The sequence below is a fragment of the Leptospira limi genome (genome assembly GCF_026151395.1).
GTDB classification, from domain to species: Bacteria; Spirochaetota; Leptospiria; order Leptospirales; family Leptospiraceae; genus Leptospira_A; species Leptospira_A limi.
The window spans coordinates 1,273,171-1,290,929 of record NZ_JAMQPV010000001.1 but is presented as its reverse complement, the minus strand read 5'-3'; the positions used below and the strand labels follow the sequence as shown (position 1 = coordinate 1,290,929).

Below are 17,759 nucleotides of genomic sequence, written 5' to 3'. Positions count from 1 at the left end.
GTGCGATGAATTGACTTGTCAAGCGGTTTTCCCTTTTTAGACTGGCGATACGCACCTATCTATGTCCCCACAAACTCAAGAATACTCCCGTTTTCATTGGCTAATCTGGTTCTTGATTTTTTTTTCTGGGTGGAGCTGCCAAACAGTCAATTCTCTCCTTTCGAGAGATCCTAAATCCGAAATTCCTGCTTCCGTTTTATTCCTCAAATCACCTCGAAAAATGAGTTCCACTTTCTTCAAAGATGGGTCTTCTCATTACCGTTGTATCCAATGGGAACCAGGCAAATCCAGTGGATATGCTGAAAAAATTGAGCTCAGTTTCATTGCTTACGACACTAATTTTTCAAACAATATCAATGCAGAATTTGGGAATGATGTTGTTGAATCATACAAACTTATTTGGAATCGCAAAGTTGGAAAATTCCAACGAGATAAACTTGAGAAAAAAATTGTCTTTGTTTATAAGGAATCTTTTTTCAAAGAAGTGAAGGGAAATACAATCGAAGCACTTCTCGAAAACCAAATCGCATACAAAGAAAATAAGTTCGTCATCGATGAGATGGAAGTGTTTGAACTCAATGGAGATACGGGAATCCTTTTAGAAGAAGGAAATCGTTCTGAAATTGGAGGAGAAAATCGTTGGTCTCACAATCTCGGTTCCAATCAATTTTTTACTTCTTCCAGTACATACACCAAAATCAACAACCAAACGATTGTTATGGAACATACTTCCACAAACTACGACTACCACCAACTCAGTTACGAATGGAATGAAACAGAACCAGACAAACTTTTTTTCAAACCCATTTATAAAGAAAACAATCTGCAATTATTTTTTGTTCCTCCCTATACCAATGGTCTCACTACCAAAACCAAAGAACCATTTGGATACAAACGATTGGGAGATTTTTTACTCAAAGAGGAAATCAAATGACAGAAGTTCGTACCCGTTTTGCACCATCCCCTTCCGGATTTCTCCACGTTGGTGGGGCAAGAACTGCTCTATTTAATTATTTATATGCAAAGGCAAAAAAAGGGAAATTTTTACTTCGGATCGAAGACACAGACCAAGACAGATCCACAGAAGCATCCTTCAAAATCATCTTAGAATCTCTCAAATGGCTCGGAATGGAATGGGATGAAGGTCCAGGAGTTGGTGGACCTAACGGGCCTTATACCCAATCAGAACGAATTCATATCTACAAAGAATACACAGACAAACTCATCCAAGAAAAAAAAGCCTACCGATGTTTTTGTACGGCAGATGAACTAGAAGGCAAAAAAAAACAAGCAGATGCAATGGGGATTCCTTACATCTATGATGGAAAATGTTCTGATTTAAGTGATGAAGAAATTCATTCACAACTAGAGAAAAAAACTCCCTATACAGTTCGCTTTAAAACCCCTCACAAGATTGTGATCGTAGATGATATGATCCAAGGGAAAGTAAAGTTTGAATCCAAACTGATTGGTGATTTTATCATCGTAAAATCAGATGGATTCCCATCGTATAACTATGCCGTGGTGATTGATGACGCGCTTATGAAAATCACACATGTGATCCGAGGTGTGGGCCATCTTTCCAATACACCAAGACAAATTCTGATTTTTGAAGCCTTTGGATTCCCTCTCCCACGATTTGCACATGCCAGTGAAATCGTAGGAACCGATGGTAAAAAACTATCCAAACGAGCTGGTGCTACATCTGTCCTTGCGTTCCGTGATTTAGGATACTCAAGCGAAACGATGCGGAACTACATGGCACTCCTTGGATGGACTTCCCCTGACGGAAAAGAATACATGAGTGATGAAGAATTGTGTTCTGTCTTTGATGTGGAACGATGTTCGAAATCTCCTGCAACCTTTGATGTATTCAAAAAATTGAAAGAAGAAGAAAAGGAAACAGTTGATTTCAATAAACTATCCTTACTTGGACTTGCTGAATACCTAAACCCAAAATCAAAACTCAATTGGATGTCCAATAAGTACATCCGTGATGCCAAAATTGAAACCCTCGGCAAAGCACTTGAACCATTTTTAAAAGACTGCCAAATCCCTGACGCTTACAAATCAGGTGAGAACCCACAACTCCTTTCCATCTTGGATTCTGTTCGTGTGTATTTGGACAGACTCATCCAAGCCCCTCCTTACATTGAAGAATTCTTTTTAGAGAATGTCAGTTTCGAAAATGACGAAGCCAAACAATTGGTGACAGATGGCAAAGGAATAGAAGTCGTCACTCACTTTTACCAAATGGTCAAAGGAAGTGCTCTTACCACTCCTGATGCGTATAAGGAAACCATGGCAAAAGTGGGCGAAGTGACTGGGGAAAAAGGAAGGACTCTTTTTATGCCAATCCGTGCCATCACTACGGGTAAGTCACATGGATTGGAACTTCCCATCCTCTTTAGCCTTCTTGGCCAAGAGAAGATGGTCAAACGAATGGAACAATTGGCAAGTTCCCTAGGCATTTCACTTAGGTAACTTTTTTACTGCTCGTTCGGTTTTCGGGTTTTTTTGACTTTTTTTCTCACTTCGGATCGTGTAATATGATGAGAGAGAGGAAAAGGCGGCCATTGACAGCACCATCTGAAGTGATTCCCTATCTGTTAAGCCCTTCACCAGGTTCATACGCCATGTTCCTGCCTCCCGATATGTCTTCTGTCAAACAATTTCGTCATGAACTGAAACGAACCTTGTTAGATAATGGCTTCAGTTTTGAAAACATCATGCAAATTGAACTCGCAGCTGACGAAGCACTCACCAATGCTGTTGCTGCCAATGTATCTTGTGACTGTGATGAGACAATCATCTGCCGTTGGCGGATTGATGCTGCAAAGTTCACTTTGTACATTTTGGATTATGGATCTGGTTTATCAGGTGAGTCACCTGTTCCAGACAATGACAAAGAACTTTTACGTTCCAATCAATCCCAATGTTTTTCTACCTTCCTCGACCACATCAAAAACCACCAAAGCAAAAAACCAGAAACCCTTCCTTATAATGGTTCCGGCCAAAAACATAAGAACATGGGAAAAGGATTGAAAATTATCAATGCCATGATGGACTCCGTTAAAGTAATGTTTCACGGAGAAGGAATGGTAGACGAAGCACCTGCTGGATTCAAAGTTATGGGATCCATCGTTGCACTCGAATACGACCGTTCCAAACACTTATAATTTGATCCTACATATCAACACTTCTCGCGAATGGCGCGGTGGAGAACAACAGCTTTATTATCTCGTTCAAGGTTTGGCAAATTACAAAATCCCACAAATGGTCGTGGGCCAACCAGGTTCCCCACTTGAAGCAAAATGCAAAGACAATGGATACGAATTTGTTCCCATTGAGATGCGTGGAGAATGGGATAGAAAAGCATATAAGAATATTCGATCCCTCTGTTTATCTAAAAACGTAAAACTCATTCATACTCATACTGCACACGCGCATACCTTGGCACTTCTTGCGAAACGAAATCACCTCAACATTCCTCTCATTGTTTCGAGACGAGTTGACTTCAAACCTAAAAACAGTTTTTTCTCAAGATGGAAATACCAACACCCAGCTAACGATTATTATCTTCCCGTTTCTCAAAAAATTAAGGAAGTGATGATGAGTAGTAAAATTGCTCCTGAAAGGATCATCACCGTTTATTCTGGGATTGATCTCAAACGATTTTCGAAACCTACAGCACATGAATATTTACGCGAAGAGTTTCAGATTCCCAAAAAAGCGGTAATCATTGGAAATGTGGCTGCCCTTGTTGACCACAAAGACCAAGAAACCTTAATTCATGCCATTTCTAAGATGAAAACAAATCTGGATTTTCGGCTTTTGATAGTTGGTGAAGGTAAATTAGAAAAAAAACTAAAAACACTCACCGATAGTTTAAATTTAAATGATAAAATCATTTTCACTGGATACAGAAAAGATATTCCCGCCTTACTTTCCTTATTCGACATTTTCACACTCACCTCAAAGGAAGAAGGACTAGGGACAGCCGTTTTAGATGCAATGGCTTGCAGTTTGCCTATTGTTGCAACCAATGGTGGTGGGATTGGAGAAATGTTGGATCATAACGAAGGTGCATTTGTTTGCCCTGTAGGAGATTCAGAAGTGATTGCCCAAGGCCTCGACAAACTTGTTTCTTCAGAAGACCTTAGAGACCAATTTGGAAACTTTAACAAAAATTCTGTTAAGCGATTTTCTGTTACAAAAACGATCGATAAAACAAAATTAATTTATTATTCCTTTTTAGGTGATTCCTTATACGGAGAAGGCAAATGAGTGGGAGATTATTAATCATTGATGGGCATGCACTTGCCTTTCGGGCTTATTTTGCATTTGCTGCTTCTAATCTAACCAATTCCAAAACTGGATTACCCAGTGGTGCTATTTTTGGATTTTGGAGGATGCTTTTTAAACTGCTCCAAGATGAACATGTCACCCATATAGCCTTCACATTTGATCCAGGCACAAGATTAGAAAGAAACGATCTTTATGAAGAATACAAAGCGCATAGAAAACCTATGCCTGAGGATTTAAAACCTCAAATTCATAAAATTTATGAAATGTTACAAGCATTGGAATTCCCAATGTATAAAATCAATGGCATTGAAGCAGATGATATCATAGGTTCTCTTTGTAAAAAATTTGGAAAAGAATTTGAAGAAATAGTCATACTTTCAAGTGATAAAGATTTATACCAAGTATTAGACAAAAACATACACATGTTACGTGGGAAACGGGGTGTATCTGAATTTGAAAAAATTGATCCCAAGTGGGTGAAGGCAAATATTGGGATCACAAAAGAACAAGTTCCAGATTATATGGGACTTCTAGGTGATGCTTCTGACAATATTCCTGGCGTAAAAGGGATTGGAGAAAAAGGTGCTGCAAAACTCATCCAAGAATTTGGAGATTTAGAAACCATTTACAAAAAAATTGATAAGGTCAAAAACAAATCACTTATCGATAAACTCATTGCTGAAAAAGAAAATGCATTTTTATCCAGGAAACTGGCAACCATCGTAACCAATCTCAAACTAGACATCAAAAAGTCGGATCTAAAATTACCGAACTACCATGATCCCAAAAAAGTTCAGTATTTTAAGGACGAAGGTTACAATGTCCTCCATCGTGATTTAGCAAAACAAGCTGGGATTCCCATTGTAAGTGATGGAGATACAAAAGAAGAATTTCCTGCGGCCAAAAAATCATCGAAAGGAAAAAAAGAAACAATCTCAGAAGTTTCTTTAGATGGATCCAAAAAAGGAAAATCTGCTGTTTCCACGACTGCAGTTGTCGCCAAACAATCATACAAACGTATCCAATCCATTGATGAATTAAAAAAGATCATCTCAAAACTAAATCCTAAAAAACCATTATCTATTGATACAGAAACAACCTCACAAGACCCGATGTTGGCTGAATTACTTGGTATTTCCTTTTCGGAAGAACCAGGTGTCGCTTTTTACATTGCATTTTCCCATTCAGAATCCATTTACAGCCACCTTCTCCCTTCTGCAGAAGAAGCACTTAAGATCCTCAAACCAATGTTAGAGGATACAAAATGGAAAAAATTAGGCCAAAACATTAAATACGATCTACTTGTATTTAGAAATTATGGAATTGAATTAAAAGGCATTTTTTTTGATACAATGCTTGCTTCCTATCTCTTAAATCCAGGAGAACGACGCCATAATATGGATGATATGGCTGTTGATTACCTCAACTACAAAACCATCACATATGAAGAGTTAGTTGGCACAGGAAAAAAGAAACAAAATCTCTACGATATTGATCCAGACAAAGTTTCAGAATATGCATGTGAAGATGCAGACATCACATTACAACTCCATAATGCCCTTGCACCTAAAATGGAAGAAGGCATACATAAAAAACTGTTTTATGAAATGGAGATGCCAGTACTACTTACATTGGCCGATATGGAATTTGAAGGAATTGCTGTAGACAAAAAGTACTTTGAATCTTTGTCAGTTACCTTTGATACCAAAATCAAAGAACATGAAAAAAACATTCATTTTTATGCGGGAAGACAGTTTAATGTTAATTCTACAAAGGAATTGCAAACAGTTTTATTTGAAGACTTACGATTGCCTGCTGAGAAAAAAACGCAAACTGGGTATTCAACCGACCATTCGGTTTTGGAATCTTTACAAGGCACTCATCCCATCATCGATGATTTATTGGCTATTCGTAAATTCTCTAAATTAAAATCCACATATACAGATACATTACCAACACTCGTGAATCCAAAAACCAATCGGATCCACACAAGTTATAACCAAACCATTGCAGCAACGGGACGACTCTCTTCTACCAATCCAAACCTACAAAACATCCCCATCAAAGATGAAGAAGGAAGGTTATTACGAAAAGGATTTATTGCGAAAAAAGGCTATGAAATCCTTTCCCTTGACTATAGTCAAATTGAACTTAGGATCATGGCTCATTTCTCCAATGATCCCAATATGATTGATGCATACAAATCGGGAGCGGACATTCACAAACGAACTGCTGCTGGTATATTTGGAGTTTCCGAAGACCAAGTAACTCCCGATATGCGAAATAAAGCAAAAGTGGTGAATTTTTCTGTGATTTATGGTGTTACTTCTTTTGGATTGTCTAATAATTTGAGAATCAGCCGAAAAGAAGCAAAAGAATTTATAGAGAAATACTTTGCCGCATACAAAGGTGTTGCCACCTATATGGAAGAGATCGTTGAGTTCTGCAAAGAAAATGGATATGTAGAAACCTTACTTGGACGTAGGCGTTACCTTCCTGATATCCACTCCACCCATAAAATGGTAAGTGAAGGTGCCAAACGAGTTGCGATCAATTCTCCCATCCAAGGGACATCGGCTGATATGATCAAATTGGCTATGATTCGGATCCATGAAAAAATCCAAAAAGAATCCTTTCGATCCAAACTTTTATTACAAGTGCATGATGAATTAGTATTTGAAGTTGATCCGAAAGAAAAAAAAGAATTTTACCAAATGGCAAAAGAGGAAATGGAATCTGCAATGAAACTCAAAGTTCCAATTGTCGCACAAGGGAAGTTTGGTGGAAATTGGGATGAAGCACATTAGGTCAAGTTTAGGCCTTTTATTCTTTTTTGTTTTCTACCTTTGGAACTTTTCGATTGTTTTCCAATCAAACGATTTACTAGGTCGTTTTGATTGGGACTTGTATACATTTCATGTTGAGTTTTTACGAAAATCCTATTTAGACTTTCACAGTTTTCCACTCTGGAATCCCTATTATGGAGCTGGGTTTCCTGTTTGGGAAAATCCATCGAGTAAATTGGGAAGTTTAACTCATCTTCTGGCAATTCTATTTCCAAGCCTTACTGCTTTAAAATTAAGTTTCGTATTTTATTTTGTACTCGCAGGAGGATTCAATTACCATTCTTTCCAACTTTATAATAAATCCTCGAAACTCATAACGATCCTCTTTGTTTGTTTCTTTCAATTCTCAGGATATTTTTTTCAAAAATTCTATGCTGGGCATATGAACCAAGTCCAAGGTTTGTTTTTGCCTGCGTTTCTTTTTTATTTTTTGTACACCATTCAAAACAAAAGTAAGTGCATTCCTGTACTTGTGATCTTAATCACCTACATTTTGTTATCTGAAGGTGCAATTTATACAATCACCCAAGCCACTTTTTTATTATTCTTTTTATGCTGTTGGGAAATTTACCATGCATCCAATCCAAAAGAATCATTCATCCGATTTTCTAAAATTGCACTATTGGTTCTTGTTGTACTTTCCTTCAAATGGATACCTATGTTTTTATTTGTCCACCATGTAGGAAGGTATTTTGTCCCCGACCAATTTCCACTCTCCATTTCTGATTTGTATCCTATCTTCTTTGGAACTTCCCAACACCCACTTCTTTCCCAATCCTTATCACAAATGCAATACCGTTATTGGGAATATGGGAACTATCTTGGCCAAATTCCACTCTATTTATTACCACTCCTAATTTTAACCAAACGTAAAATGATTTTTATCGTCGGTTTATTATTTCTTACCATCTGGATTATGTTTGGTAATGTAGATACTGTTTCACCTGTGAAACTTTTAGAACAATTGCCGATTTATTCCCAGGAAAGGGTGTACCCGCGCTGGAGCCTTAGTGTTGTTATGTTGTATACTTGGTGTTTAGCCATAAACATCAAATCCTTAACGGAACGAACAAATCCCAAATTCAAAATCTACCTATCGATTGTGATCTTTGTTTTGCTCATCCTCCATACCATTGATACAAGAAAAATGAATACCAAGTATTTGGATGAAATATTTGTGTTACAACCTCCTGCCCATACCATCTATAACCAAGAAATTTATCCGATCACCATCGGTTCGATTTCTGATTATGGATCAGACTCCAGGATGTTACCAGCATTAAGAGCCAATCTATCGATCAATGACATTTACGAAAACCTTACGTTTACCTTCTTGAATGTAACTTATGATTCCAAAGATTACCATGGAGAATTTTTTCTAAGTCCATCTCTCCAATCTGTCAAACCCACAAATTGGGAACCAGACCGTTTTAGCTTTGGCCCACTCCCCCAAGGGCAACTCCTAGTGATCAATCAGAAATTCCACCCTGGATTTAAGGCTATCAATACAGAGAATCAAGCTTGCTCGTGGAACGGGTATTTGGCGGTTCCTATCCAACTAAATTCCGAATCCATAAAATTAAAGTATTCATTGTTAGATTCCTTTAGACTATATAGTCCATGGGAAAAATCGTATAACTGTTCAGTATTGTTTCCCCGTTTTTTCGGACCCAATTGGAATTAAATTTCTTTACTTTATTTCAAAAGAAAACCATTCTTTTAGATTGTCTCCTGTAAGAGTGAACTGTGTCACCGATTTGTAATGAATCGATTTCCACATTCTTTCCTGGAATTTCATTGGAATGTCACATAATCGTAACCGAGATCCTTTAGCGTAATATGAAGATAAACAAGAGGAAAACAAATCCTATGAAACCAAATACAATCAGTAAAACAGAACGAATCTTAGAAGTTCGTTTAGCAGAAAACCAACTCGAAATTGAAAGAGCACTCGCGTTACGTTATGAAGTGTTTAACTTGGAAATGGGAGAAGGTCTGCCACAATCTTCTGCTACAAGAAAAGATCGTGATGAGTATGATTTATACTGCCACCATTTAATCGTAATTGATAAATCTACAGAAGATAAAAAAATCGTTGGAACGTATCGTATCCTCACTCGCCAAAATGCTAAAAAAGGAATCGGTTTTTACAGCGAAAACGAATTTGATATCACATCCATTTACAACCTTCCAGATGAAATTGCTGAAGTAGGACGTTCTTGTGTTCACCCTGAATACCGAGATGGTTCTGTAATTTCTTTATTATGGCAAGGCCTTGCAGAATTCATGAACAAACATAATGTTCGTTATCTCATGGGTTGTGGTTCCATCCACTCCACTGATGTTTCTGTAGCATCACAATCTTATGGATTTTTAAAAGCGAAAGATGCAATTGCACCAGAAGAATTTCGTGTGTATCCAAATCCTGATTACGTTCTTCCAGGTTTTGATGCTAATTTTCATGTAGAAGATCCGAAATCAATCTCCAAAAATATCCCTCCACTTTTGAAAGGATACCTCCGAGTAGGTGCTAAAATCTGTGGAATTCCTGCACTGGATTCTGTTTTTGGTACTACAGACGTGTTCATTCTTTTCGACCGCAAGGAAATTACGGAGAGATATGCGAAACACTACATGAATGCATGAGCCAAAACCAGGAAATTGATTACCAGCACCCAACAAAACAAGACCAAATTCGTTTTTTCGTTTTTGCCTTCGTTTTAGTGATCGGGATCACAGCTGGTTATTTCCTGGGCATTCCTCGGTATTATCTCGGATGGTTTTCCTTTGCGATTGCATCATTCTCTGTGGCAGGAAATGATGCAGTCCAAACCATCGGGACCTTTATCGAAAGTAAAAAGTCAGTCCATTGGCTCCATAAGATCCTCGTATTCGGTGGTCTTTTATTTTTTGTGCACTTACTTGCTTGGTTTTTCCATGGCGGAGAAATCCACTTCCATAGATTGGATTCCATTCCCGAAACAAAAGAATTCAACTTACTCCAACTCCTAGCACCTGTTTTACTCGTTGTCATCACTAGGCTTAGAGCACCTGTCTCCACAACATTTCTCGTTTTAGGTTTGTTTGGTGGCAAAAGCATCGACCAAATGTTAACCAAATCTTTTTTTGGGTATGGACTTGCCTTCCTCGTAGCCATTGCGGTTTGGGCCATTCTAGTCAAAGTTGACCCACATGAATACCATGAGGTCCACACTCCAGACCCTGTTTCCGAAAGGCGTTGGTCACGTTTGCAATGGTTATCAACGATGTACCTTTGGGTAGCATGGCTTTTCCAAGACACAGCCAATATCGCAGTGTTCCTTCCCAGACAATTAGGATTGATTGAATTCCTTGTTGCCGTTTTCATTTTGATCTTTGCCCTTCTCGTCATTATCCGAACCAATGGTGGCACCATCCAACAAGTGGTTTCTGAAAAATCCGACATCCAATGGGCGAAGGCCGCCACGATTGTCGATTTGGTATATGGAAGTTTGTTATTTTTTTTCCAAGCAATTAGCAATATCCCAATGTCCACCACTTGGGCTTTCCTTGGCCTCCTCGCTGGTCGTGAGATCATTTTAAATGTCATCACCTACAAGGACCTCCCATATCTAGATACCTTCCGTAAAGTGGGAAAAGACGTTGTCCTTGCCACCATCGGGATTGTTGTTTCGATCCTGATTTTTTTCCTCTCTTATTTCCTCTACCCAGAACAAAGAAAGTCCACCCCACTCGAATTCTGGAATTCAACAAACCAAGAAGATTCCCTTTAATTCTCTTTGACAGTTCTCCCAATTGTCAGGGAAGTGTCATATATGAGATTGATTCTCACATCCAGAGACAAGGAGTCATTATGTCAGTTGCGATGATGTTACGAGAGGGAACGGCACAAAAACACGAGGAAACGGAAAAAGTACCTTACATCCGTGCGATTTTCAGAGGAGGTTTGGACGCACAAACCTACACCTACCAGTTGGAAAGTTTACACGCAGTGTACCAAGTCATGGAAGACCTCTACCGCCAAAATAAAGACAATCCCATCCTATCCAAATTGTACTTCCCAAACCTTTTTCGTGAAAAAGCCCTTTTAGAGGATATCTCCAGTTTTCAAAAGAAGTTTGGCACAAAACTTCGCGGAGAAGTTTCCAAAGCGACTCAAAACTACATCGATCATATTCGTAAAATTGCAAATTCCAAACCTGAACTTTTAGTAGCACAAGCTTACGTGCGTTATTTGGGAGATTTATCTGGTGGCCAGGCAATTAAAAAAGTAGTGGCAAAAACATTTGGTCTGGAAGGGAATGAAGGAACTGCTTTTTATGAATTTCCAGAGATCGAAGATTTAATGGCATTTAAAGGAATTTATCGCCAAAATTTGGATACTTTGCCTTTGAATGATTCACAAAAAACAGAACTACTAGAAGAAGCAAAAACTACGTTTGATTTGAATAAATTTTTGTTTATGGAACTTGATTCCGATCTGAAACAAAATATTGGAATGGAACGTTACCAAACTCTTCTACCAGCAGGTTAATTTTTGGGATTCCCGTATACACTCGTAACTTTAGTTTTTTTATCGATGTTACCGGTCACAATGATTGTGCCCGTTGTCAAAGATATCGTTAAGGACCGCCTGCTCGGATCCAACTGGGAAGTTGCTTATTTCACAAGCATACCCATGTTAGGTTCTTTTTTATTTGCTCCAGTTGCGGGAATCATTTCTGATCGTTTTAAAAACAGAAAATACTTCATCAGTTTATTCTGTTTTTTGGACGCTGGATTATTTTATCTTTTAACTGTCGTTACAGATATGGGGTTATTTTTATTCCTTCGTTTTTTGGAAGGAGCATCCCACATTTTCATTATTGGATTACTCTTAAGTTCTGCTGCTGACCAGGAAAATGATCCCAAAAACAAACGTTATTATGGCAAAGGAATTCTGATGGGAATCACGGGAATGTTTTTATCCCTTGGTGGAGCCTTTGGGATGCCTCTTGGAATTTTAGGTAGGAGTAATCCGCTATTACCTTTTTACGTTGGCTCAGGTATTTTAGTTTTTGTTGGTATCATGAGTTTATTCATGTTAAAAGACAAAGGAATCCACAAAGTAAAAGATTTTAAGTTAAATGATTTAAAATTAGCAATTTTAGAAAACCCATTCCTTTTTGTTCCATTTTTATTTAATTTTATCGATCGTTTTACAGTTGGCTTTATTATCTCTTCATTTAACATCCATTTGAGGGAAACGTTAGCATTCCACCCAGGGATGTTGGGTGTGTTTTTGGGACTTGTGCTTTTTCCGATGAGTTTATTGTCCTATCCGTCAGCGTTGTTGTCTCGCAAAACAGGTGTTTTACCACTTGTTCTTGTTGGTTCTACGATTTACGGTGTGTTTTTAGGATTATCGGGAACAACTAATGATTTTTGGTTTTTGTTTATTTTTTTACTCATCTGTGGGGTTGGAGCAGGTGTGATGTTTGTTCCATCTATGATGCTTGCAAGTAAGATGTCAAAACCTGGACTCACAGCCACCACTATGTCGGCTTTTACTGGTGTGGGTTCCCTTGGCTTTATGTTAGGTCCGATTGTTTCTGTGCAAATGCAGTCCGTTTTTAATTCCCTCTTACCCCAAGAATACAGTTTTTCCGCCCTTTCTTTCTTTTTTGGATTTTTAGAGATTGGACTTGTTTTTATGACAATTCCATTTTTTAAAAAGATTTTGAGTAAAATCAACCGAATCGATGAAGAAAGAGAAAAGATTACACTTGCCAATCCAGATCCAATCCTGTAGAATTTTTCCGAATCCATTTTAGGAAAGGTTTATGTTCAAACGATTATTGATCCTTAGTACACTTACATCCGTGTTATTCCTTGTTGCTTGTTCCTCAGGAAACAAAGTACAAGCAGGAAGCACAAAAGTTCACCCACACACTGCACTTCGCAAACTTGAAATTGATATGATCAAAGTAGGTGATGGATTGGTGAAAACAGAAGCAGTCCTCGGCAAACCAACTGAAAAATCAATTGATCCAAGTGGAACAGTCATGACTTGGTACTTTGCAGAAGACCGTGATGTTCCAGAACAGTATTACACTCTCAAAGAAAAACCAGAAACAGTAGAGAAGTTTTTAAAGTTAACATTTGATCCTAAAAACAAAATCACTGCAAAAGACTTCAAACTATAATTGAATTAAGGTCCTTCCGATTCTTCTTCGTTTTCTTGGTCGGTAGGGGCTGGGAATGGAAAACCAGGGAAACTTGGTTTTTCTTTTCCTTCCACATCATCATCTAACAAATCAACGGTGGTAAATCCTAACAAAAAATCAAAAGCTTCGGCAATATTAAATCCTACTCTCGCTCCTCCGTACACACCACCAACTACTTCGACGTTCCATGAATAACCGGGAGGATACCCAAATGGTTTTAAATCTTCTTTGGGAAGGTAAATTAAAAATTCTTTTTGACCTGTGCTTGCCACGATGTCTTTCGTAAGTTCTCGCCTAAAGTGTTCTTTTTTTCTTACCTTTCTATCTTTGACGGGATCATAAAAATAAGAATAATATCTCATCTTATAACTTTTTAAATTGGACCTTTCATCATTCGTGAGGGGGATACCTTTTTTATCCACAAGCCAATTGCCCTTAGCATCAAGAACAGGAGAACCTGAATGGAAACTTTCTCCACCTAAGATACCAAAGACGAGTTGTTGGGAATGATACCCACCAATTTCTCCACCTCTGATTCCAACACCACGACCTAAATCGCGTTTTCCCATTTCTGATTCGCCACCTTGGAATACAAATCCAATAGGAAGAGGCCCTACTTTAACAGCTGCTCCATACATCGGAGTTTCAGCTCCTACGGTAACAATATCTTTCAGATCATTTTTCCGATTTTTCCAATAAGTGGCACAGTTGACTGTCAATACGAGGCAAATGATTGGGCCGATGAAACGCATTCTTTTCCAATTTTTTTCATTTTCTACTTTTCGGAATCAAAAAAACAAACTTTTTGGGAAGATATGGCTTCTTTTGAAGATTTTCCCATGATTGAAGTAAAAAAAATGAACGAAACTGAGGTCCGCCTTTTCAGTTTGTTGTTCAACCTTTTACGCGAACCAAAAGGAATTAGTTTCCAGAAATTTCGCAACATCATGCCACGTTTTTATAAAAACGAAGACATCGAATCGGATCGTAAAAAATTATACCGTGACCTAAACCAATTAAAGAGCCTTGGATTTAATATCAAAGTGGCTCAATATGGATACCAATCAGAAGATTTTTTTCCCTATTACATTGAAAAAGAATCCATTGATCGTTCATTAAAATTTTCCAAAGAAGAATTAGAGTATTTATCCAAAGTTTTATTTAGTTCTGAGTTATCAAAAGAACTCATTAGTTTGTCACAAAAACTATTTTCACATCATTTGGATTTGATTCCCAATCTAACAAAACAATTTGTTCCTATTGATTCGGATGATAATGCAGTTGATACAACCAACACAGAAAAAATCCTGCAAGCCATCAAAGACAAACGAGCAATTACCATTGTATATGGGTATGATGAAAAAGAAAGAACCATTGAGCCATACCGTTTGATCCGAAAAAACACAACAGACTTTTATGTGTTAGCCTATGACCGAGGTAAAAAATCTCTACGACGTTTTATCCTTCCCAGAATCACTGTAAAAAAAGAAACCAAAGAAGAGTTTTTTTCGAATTTGAAAATCACAAAGGAAGATTTAAACTTTCATCCTCTTTCTCTAAAAGTCCATCCAGTAACAGAAATCAATTTCACGATTCATACAAATTATGAAGATAGATGGAAATCCTTTTTGGAAGGAGTTACATACGAAAACATTGAAAACAAATACAAAGTAATAACAACAAATCAAAATGCATTGTTCCAATTTTTTGTAATCTTACCAGAAGCATTAGTTGAGTGTAGTTCCGAATGGAAAACTACATTTGCCAAATATGTAAATGAATGGGAAAATTTATACCAACCCGTTTGATAACCCTTTGACTCCTATTACAAAATCATTATACTTACAAGCTCTTAAATGCCAGAATGCATTCCATTTGATCCATGATGGGGTCATACAAAAACCAAATACCGCATCCTTCGGTGGTTATTTAGAATGGGGAGATTTTCTTTCGTTATGCAAAGGATTATTTCCTGGCACACCAACCGTAGAAAAATCGACTAACAGGGAAGAATCGATTGAGTTATCTTCCAATTATTTAAAACAAAAAATTTCACATTTTGGTTCCCAACTTCGGTTCCAAAACTTTGTGGGCAGTGTCGAATTGATGGAATACGAAAAAGAGAGAGATGGTTGGATCCTTTGGGATTTTCGTCCGATTGGTTCCATCAAACAAGACATCCTTCGGTCCTTTTTCTTTTACCAAAAATTGGTAGAAGGTTTAGGTTACCGCGTCCTTGGATTTAAACTCATTCGGATCCAAACTAAATTTGTGTATAAAGATGGTGAAATTCCATCGGAAGAATATTTACTCATTGATGATGTAACATCCCGAATGGAATCAGAGTTTGGTGTGAGAGAAGAAGAGTGGAATCTATTTTTACAAACCATCCAAACTGGAAACGAAGGTAATTTTCCTTATTCATTTCTTGAGAACAAACCAAGTTGCCGTTCCTTAAAGACCTGTTTGTCACCTTCCCACTGTGCCAAAGGAAAAGAATCCGCAAAGGAGGTTTTTGATTACAGAGACAGTTCTGAGTTGGCAAAACAATGGTTTCAATCAGGGTACAGTTCGTACGAATCTGTGCCCGATTCAGAACTTTCACCCATTCAAAAAATCCAAAAAGAGTCTCATCTTTCAGGAAAAGTACATTTTGATACAGCGGCACTTTCACAATACCTATCTAATGTGACAAAATCTGTTGCCTTCCTTGATTTTGAATCCATCAATCCTTATCTCCCAATTTATCCCGAGACAAAACCCTTCCAACACATCCCCTATTTATATTCCCTTCACATTTGGGACAGGGAAACGGATACTTTAACGCACAAAACGTACTTACATGATGATTTGGGAAGTGATCCTAGAAAGAATTTGATGGAACATCTACAAAATGACCTTCCAAAAGGCATTACGATCTTCTCGTTTAATGATTTTTTTGAAAAATTGATCATCCAGGAATCTGCAACCGTCTTCCCAGAGTACTTAGAGTTTTGGGATTCAGTCAAATCGATGTTTATCGACCTTGCTTTGCCATTTAAAAAACTTTGGATTTACCATCCAGGCCAAAATGGGAAAGCATCTCTTAAGGAAATCCTACCTTGTTTTAGTGACGAAAGCCATTTTGGACTTACAATCCGTGAAGGACAAGATGCCAATTACCAATATTTGAGATTAATAAAAAAGCAGGTGACAGCCGAAGAAAAAAAACGTGTTTTGGAGGATTTGATAGCTTACTGCAAATTAGATAGTTATGGTTTGTTTTTAATCTATAGAATGTTACAAGAAAGATTATCGGTTATTTAATGTTAGGTATCAAAAAATCAGTCGCACAGTTTGTCTTTTCCTTACCTGAGAATTGGATATCCACTCTCACACGAAAGAACAACTCAAACGAAACCAATGTATTGGATCCACGTTGTGCACTTGCTTGTAACATTGCAAAGTTCCTTCCTAAAATGGAACAAATGAGTCCCGAAAAAGCGAGAAAACACTACCGGGACCAAATGAAATTGTTTGAAGGAACAGAATTCCCTATTGCTCATATCGAAGACAAACTCATCCCAACACCCAGTGCCTCTTTTATACCCATTCGTGTCTACAATGCAAATCCACAGAAGAGAAACTTACCAACTGTTCTTTTTTTCCATGGTGGTGGACTCACGATCGGCAATTTGGAGACACATGATTCCTTTTGTCGCAAATTGTCTCATTATACAAAAAGTATCGTCATTGCTGTGGACTACAGGTTAGCACCTGAACACCCCTATCCGGCTGCTCATGAAGATGCTTGGCTTGCCTACCAATATGTCCGCAATTCTGCTTATATCTTTGGAGGCTCACCCAAGGCCATTGCGGTCTGTGGGGACAGTGCGGGAGCCCTTCTTGCCACTACCCTCTGTTTGCGTGCCAAAAAAAGCAATGTCCAAGCACCGATTTACCAAGCATTACTTTATCCCATGCTTGATACTTCCAAAGAATCCGATACGTATGAACTCTTTGGTGAAAATTATGTCTTAACAAAGTCCCTCATGAGATGGTTCATCCAAAATTATCTGCCTCAATCCAAAGACAGATCCCTCATTCAGAATTCTCCCGTTTTAGCGGAAACCAAAGAGTTAAAAGGGCTTCCACCTACCTACATTGGCATTGCTGGTTTTGATCCTTTGCGAGAAGAGGCCGAAACCTATGCCAAACACCTCCAAACAGCAGGTGTCAAAGTGGAAGAAAGGCATTTCCCTTCCCTCGTTCATGGTTATATCCAATTATCAGGCCTTATCCCCAAGGCAAAAGAAGCAGAAGATGACCTATTCCAGGCCATGTTGCGATTTTTTTCACAAATAAAAATCTAACTCACTTCCATTCAAGAATCGACACAGAAAGATTCGATACTATAAAG

General features: G+C 38.0%; 15 protein-coding genes. 14 read left to right on the top strand and 1 reads right to left on the bottom strand.

The genetic code is table 11. The features are described from left to right. Window positions 1-61: 61 nt before the first annotated feature. From ND812_RS06060 to ND812_RS06010, 11 genes are all read left to right on the top strand, one after another. Window positions 62-934, top strand: coding sequence for a hypothetical protein (locus ND812_RS06060; RefSeq protein ID WP_265374709.1), 873 nt, complete (start codon window positions 62-64; stop codon window positions 932-934). Next, the gene (gene gltX, locus ND812_RS06055) at window positions 931-2,484 is read left to right on the top strand and encodes a glutamate--tRNA ligase (protein WP_265374708.1); all 1,554 of its coding nucleotides are present in this window, start codon (window positions 931-933) and stop codon (window positions 2,482-2,484) included. Before ND812_RS06060 ends, gltX begins: the two co-directional genes overlap by 4 nt. A 92-nt stretch (window positions 2,485-2,576) precedes the next feature. Then, window positions 2,577-3,179, top strand: coding sequence for an ATP-binding protein (locus ND812_RS06050; protein WP_265374707.1), 603 nt, complete (start codon window positions 2,577-2,579; stop codon window positions 3,177-3,179). 1 nt (window position 3,180) lies between these two features. Then, window positions 3,181-4,287 (top strand): glycosyltransferase, encoded by a 1,107-nt coding sequence (locus tag ND812_RS06045; protein ID WP_265375914.1) that lies wholly within the window; start codon window positions 3,181-3,183, stop codon window positions 4,285-4,287. After that, window positions 4,284-7,115 carry a DNA polymerase I gene (gene polA, locus ND812_RS06040; protein ID WP_265374706.1) on the top strand — a complete coding sequence of 944 codons (2,832 nt, stop codon included), beginning with the start codon at window positions 4,284-4,286 and terminating at the stop codon, window positions 7,113-7,115. The genes ND812_RS06045 and polA overlap by 4 nt, the downstream gene beginning before the upstream one ends. Beyond that, window positions 7,102-8,838: a hypothetical protein gene (locus tag ND812_RS06035; RefSeq protein ID WP_265374705.1), complete on the top strand. Its 1,737-nt coding sequence runs from the start codon at window positions 7,102-7,104 to the stop codon at window positions 8,836-8,838. Before polA ends, ND812_RS06035 begins: the two co-directional genes overlap by 14 nt. 185 nt (window positions 8,839-9,023) lie before the next feature. After that, on the top strand, window positions 9,024-9,800 hold the full coding sequence (locus ND812_RS06030; RefSeq protein ID WP_265374704.1) for a GNAT family N-acetyltransferase: 777 nt from the start codon (window positions 9,024-9,026) through the stop codon (window positions 9,798-9,800). Further along, window positions 9,797-10,927: a hypothetical protein gene (locus ND812_RS06025; protein ID WP_265374703.1), complete on the top strand. Its 1,131-nt coding sequence runs from the start codon at window positions 9,797-9,799 to the stop codon at window positions 10,925-10,927. Before ND812_RS06030 ends, ND812_RS06025 begins: the two co-directional genes overlap by 4 nt. Window positions 10,928-11,007: 80 nt before the next feature. Further along, complete coding sequence (locus ND812_RS06020; RefSeq protein WP_265374702.1) at window positions 11,008-11,688, top strand: biliverdin-producing heme oxygenase; 681 nt, start codon at window positions 11,008-11,010, stop codon at window positions 11,686-11,688. A 3-nt stretch (window positions 11,689-11,691) separates the two neighbouring features. After that, entirely contained in the window at window positions 11,692-12,945 is a 1,254-nt protein-coding gene (locus ND812_RS06015; protein WP_265374701.1) for an MFS transporter, read from the top strand. Between the two features lie 31 nt (window positions 12,946-12,976). Beyond that, window positions 12,977-13,339, top strand: a complete 363-nt coding sequence (locus ND812_RS06010) for an LIC13410 family lipoprotein (RefSeq protein WP_100715639.1) — start codon at window positions 12,977-12,979, stop codon at window positions 13,337-13,339. A gap of 5 nt (window positions 13,340-13,344) precedes the next feature. Here ND812_RS06010 and ND812_RS06005 read toward each other — a convergent pair whose 3' ends face one another. Beyond that, window positions 13,345-14,112 (bottom strand): LIC13411 family adhesin, encoded by a 768-nt coding sequence (locus tag ND812_RS06005; protein WP_108959844.1) that lies wholly within the window; start codon window positions 14,110-14,112, stop codon window positions 13,345-13,347. Between the two features lie 63 nt (window positions 14,113-14,175). Between ND812_RS06005 and ND812_RS06000 the strand changes: the two genes are divergently transcribed. Genes ND812_RS06000 through ND812_RS05990 form a run of 3 tightly spaced genes read left to right on the top strand, consistent with a single transcriptional unit; the run spans window position 14,176 to window position 17,712 of the window. Continuing rightward, window positions 14,176-15,168 carry a helix-turn-helix transcriptional regulator gene (locus ND812_RS06000; protein ID WP_407658462.1) on the top strand — a complete coding sequence of 331 codons (993 nt, stop codon included), beginning with the start codon at window positions 14,176-14,178 and terminating at the stop codon, window positions 15,166-15,168. Then, on the top strand, window positions 15,137-16,666 hold the full coding sequence (locus ND812_RS05995; RefSeq protein ID WP_265374699.1) for a DUF2779 domain-containing protein: 1,530 nt from the start codon (window positions 15,137-15,139) through the stop codon (window positions 16,664-16,666). Before ND812_RS06000 ends, ND812_RS05995 begins: the two co-directional genes overlap by 32 nt. Next, window positions 16,666-17,712, top strand: a complete 1,047-nt coding sequence (locus ND812_RS05990) for an alpha/beta hydrolase (protein WP_265374698.1) — start codon at window positions 16,666-16,668, stop codon at window positions 17,710-17,712. The genes ND812_RS05995 and ND812_RS05990 overlap by 1 nt, the downstream gene beginning before the upstream one ends. Window positions 17,713-17,759 lie beyond the last annotated feature (47 nt).

Excerpts from the sequence above, each read along its gene's own strand:
- ND812_RS06060 (WP_265374709.1), top strand. The coding sequence starts at position 62 with ATGTCCCCACAAACTCAAGAATACTCCCGTTTTCATTGGCTAATCTGG.
- gltX (WP_265374708.1), top strand. The coding sequence starts at position 931 with ATGACAGAAGTTCGTACCCGTTTTGCACCATCCCCTTCCGGATTTCTC.
- polA (WP_265374706.1), top strand. The coding sequence starts at position 4,284 with ATGAGTGGGAGATTATTAATCATTGATGGGCATGCACTTGCCTTTCGG.
- ND812_RS06035 (WP_265374705.1), top strand. The coding sequence starts at position 7,102 with ATGAAGCACATTAGGTCAAGTTTAGGCCTTTTATTCTTTTTTGTTTTC.
- ND812_RS06030 (WP_265374704.1), top strand. The coding sequence starts at position 9,024 with ATGAAACCAAATACAATCAGTAAAACAGAACGAATCTTAGAAGTTCGT.
- ND812_RS06025 (WP_265374703.1), top strand. The coding sequence starts at position 9,797 with ATGAGCCAAAACCAGGAAATTGATTACCAGCACCCAACAAAACAAGAC.
- ND812_RS06020 (WP_265374702.1), top strand. The coding sequence starts at position 11,008 with ATGTCAGTTGCGATGATGTTACGAGAGGGAACGGCACAAAAACACGAG.
- ND812_RS06010 (WP_100715639.1), top strand. The coding sequence starts at position 12,977 with ATGTTCAAACGATTATTGATCCTTAGTACACTTACATCCGTGTTATTC.
- ND812_RS06005 (WP_108959844.1), bottom strand. The coding sequence starts at position 14,112 with ATGCGTTTCATCGGCCCAATCATTTGCCTCGTATTGACAGTCAACTGT.
- ND812_RS06000 (WP_407658462.1), top strand. The coding sequence starts at position 14,176 with ATGGCTTCTTTTGAAGATTTTCCCATGATTGAAGTAAAAAAAATGAAC.
- ND812_RS05995 (WP_265374699.1), top strand. The coding sequence starts at position 15,137 with ATGAATGGGAAAATTTATACCAACCCGTTTGATAACCCTTTGACTCCT.
- ND812_RS05990 (WP_265374698.1), top strand. The coding sequence starts at position 16,666 with ATGTTAGGTATCAAAAAATCAGTCGCACAGTTTGTCTTTTCCTTACCT.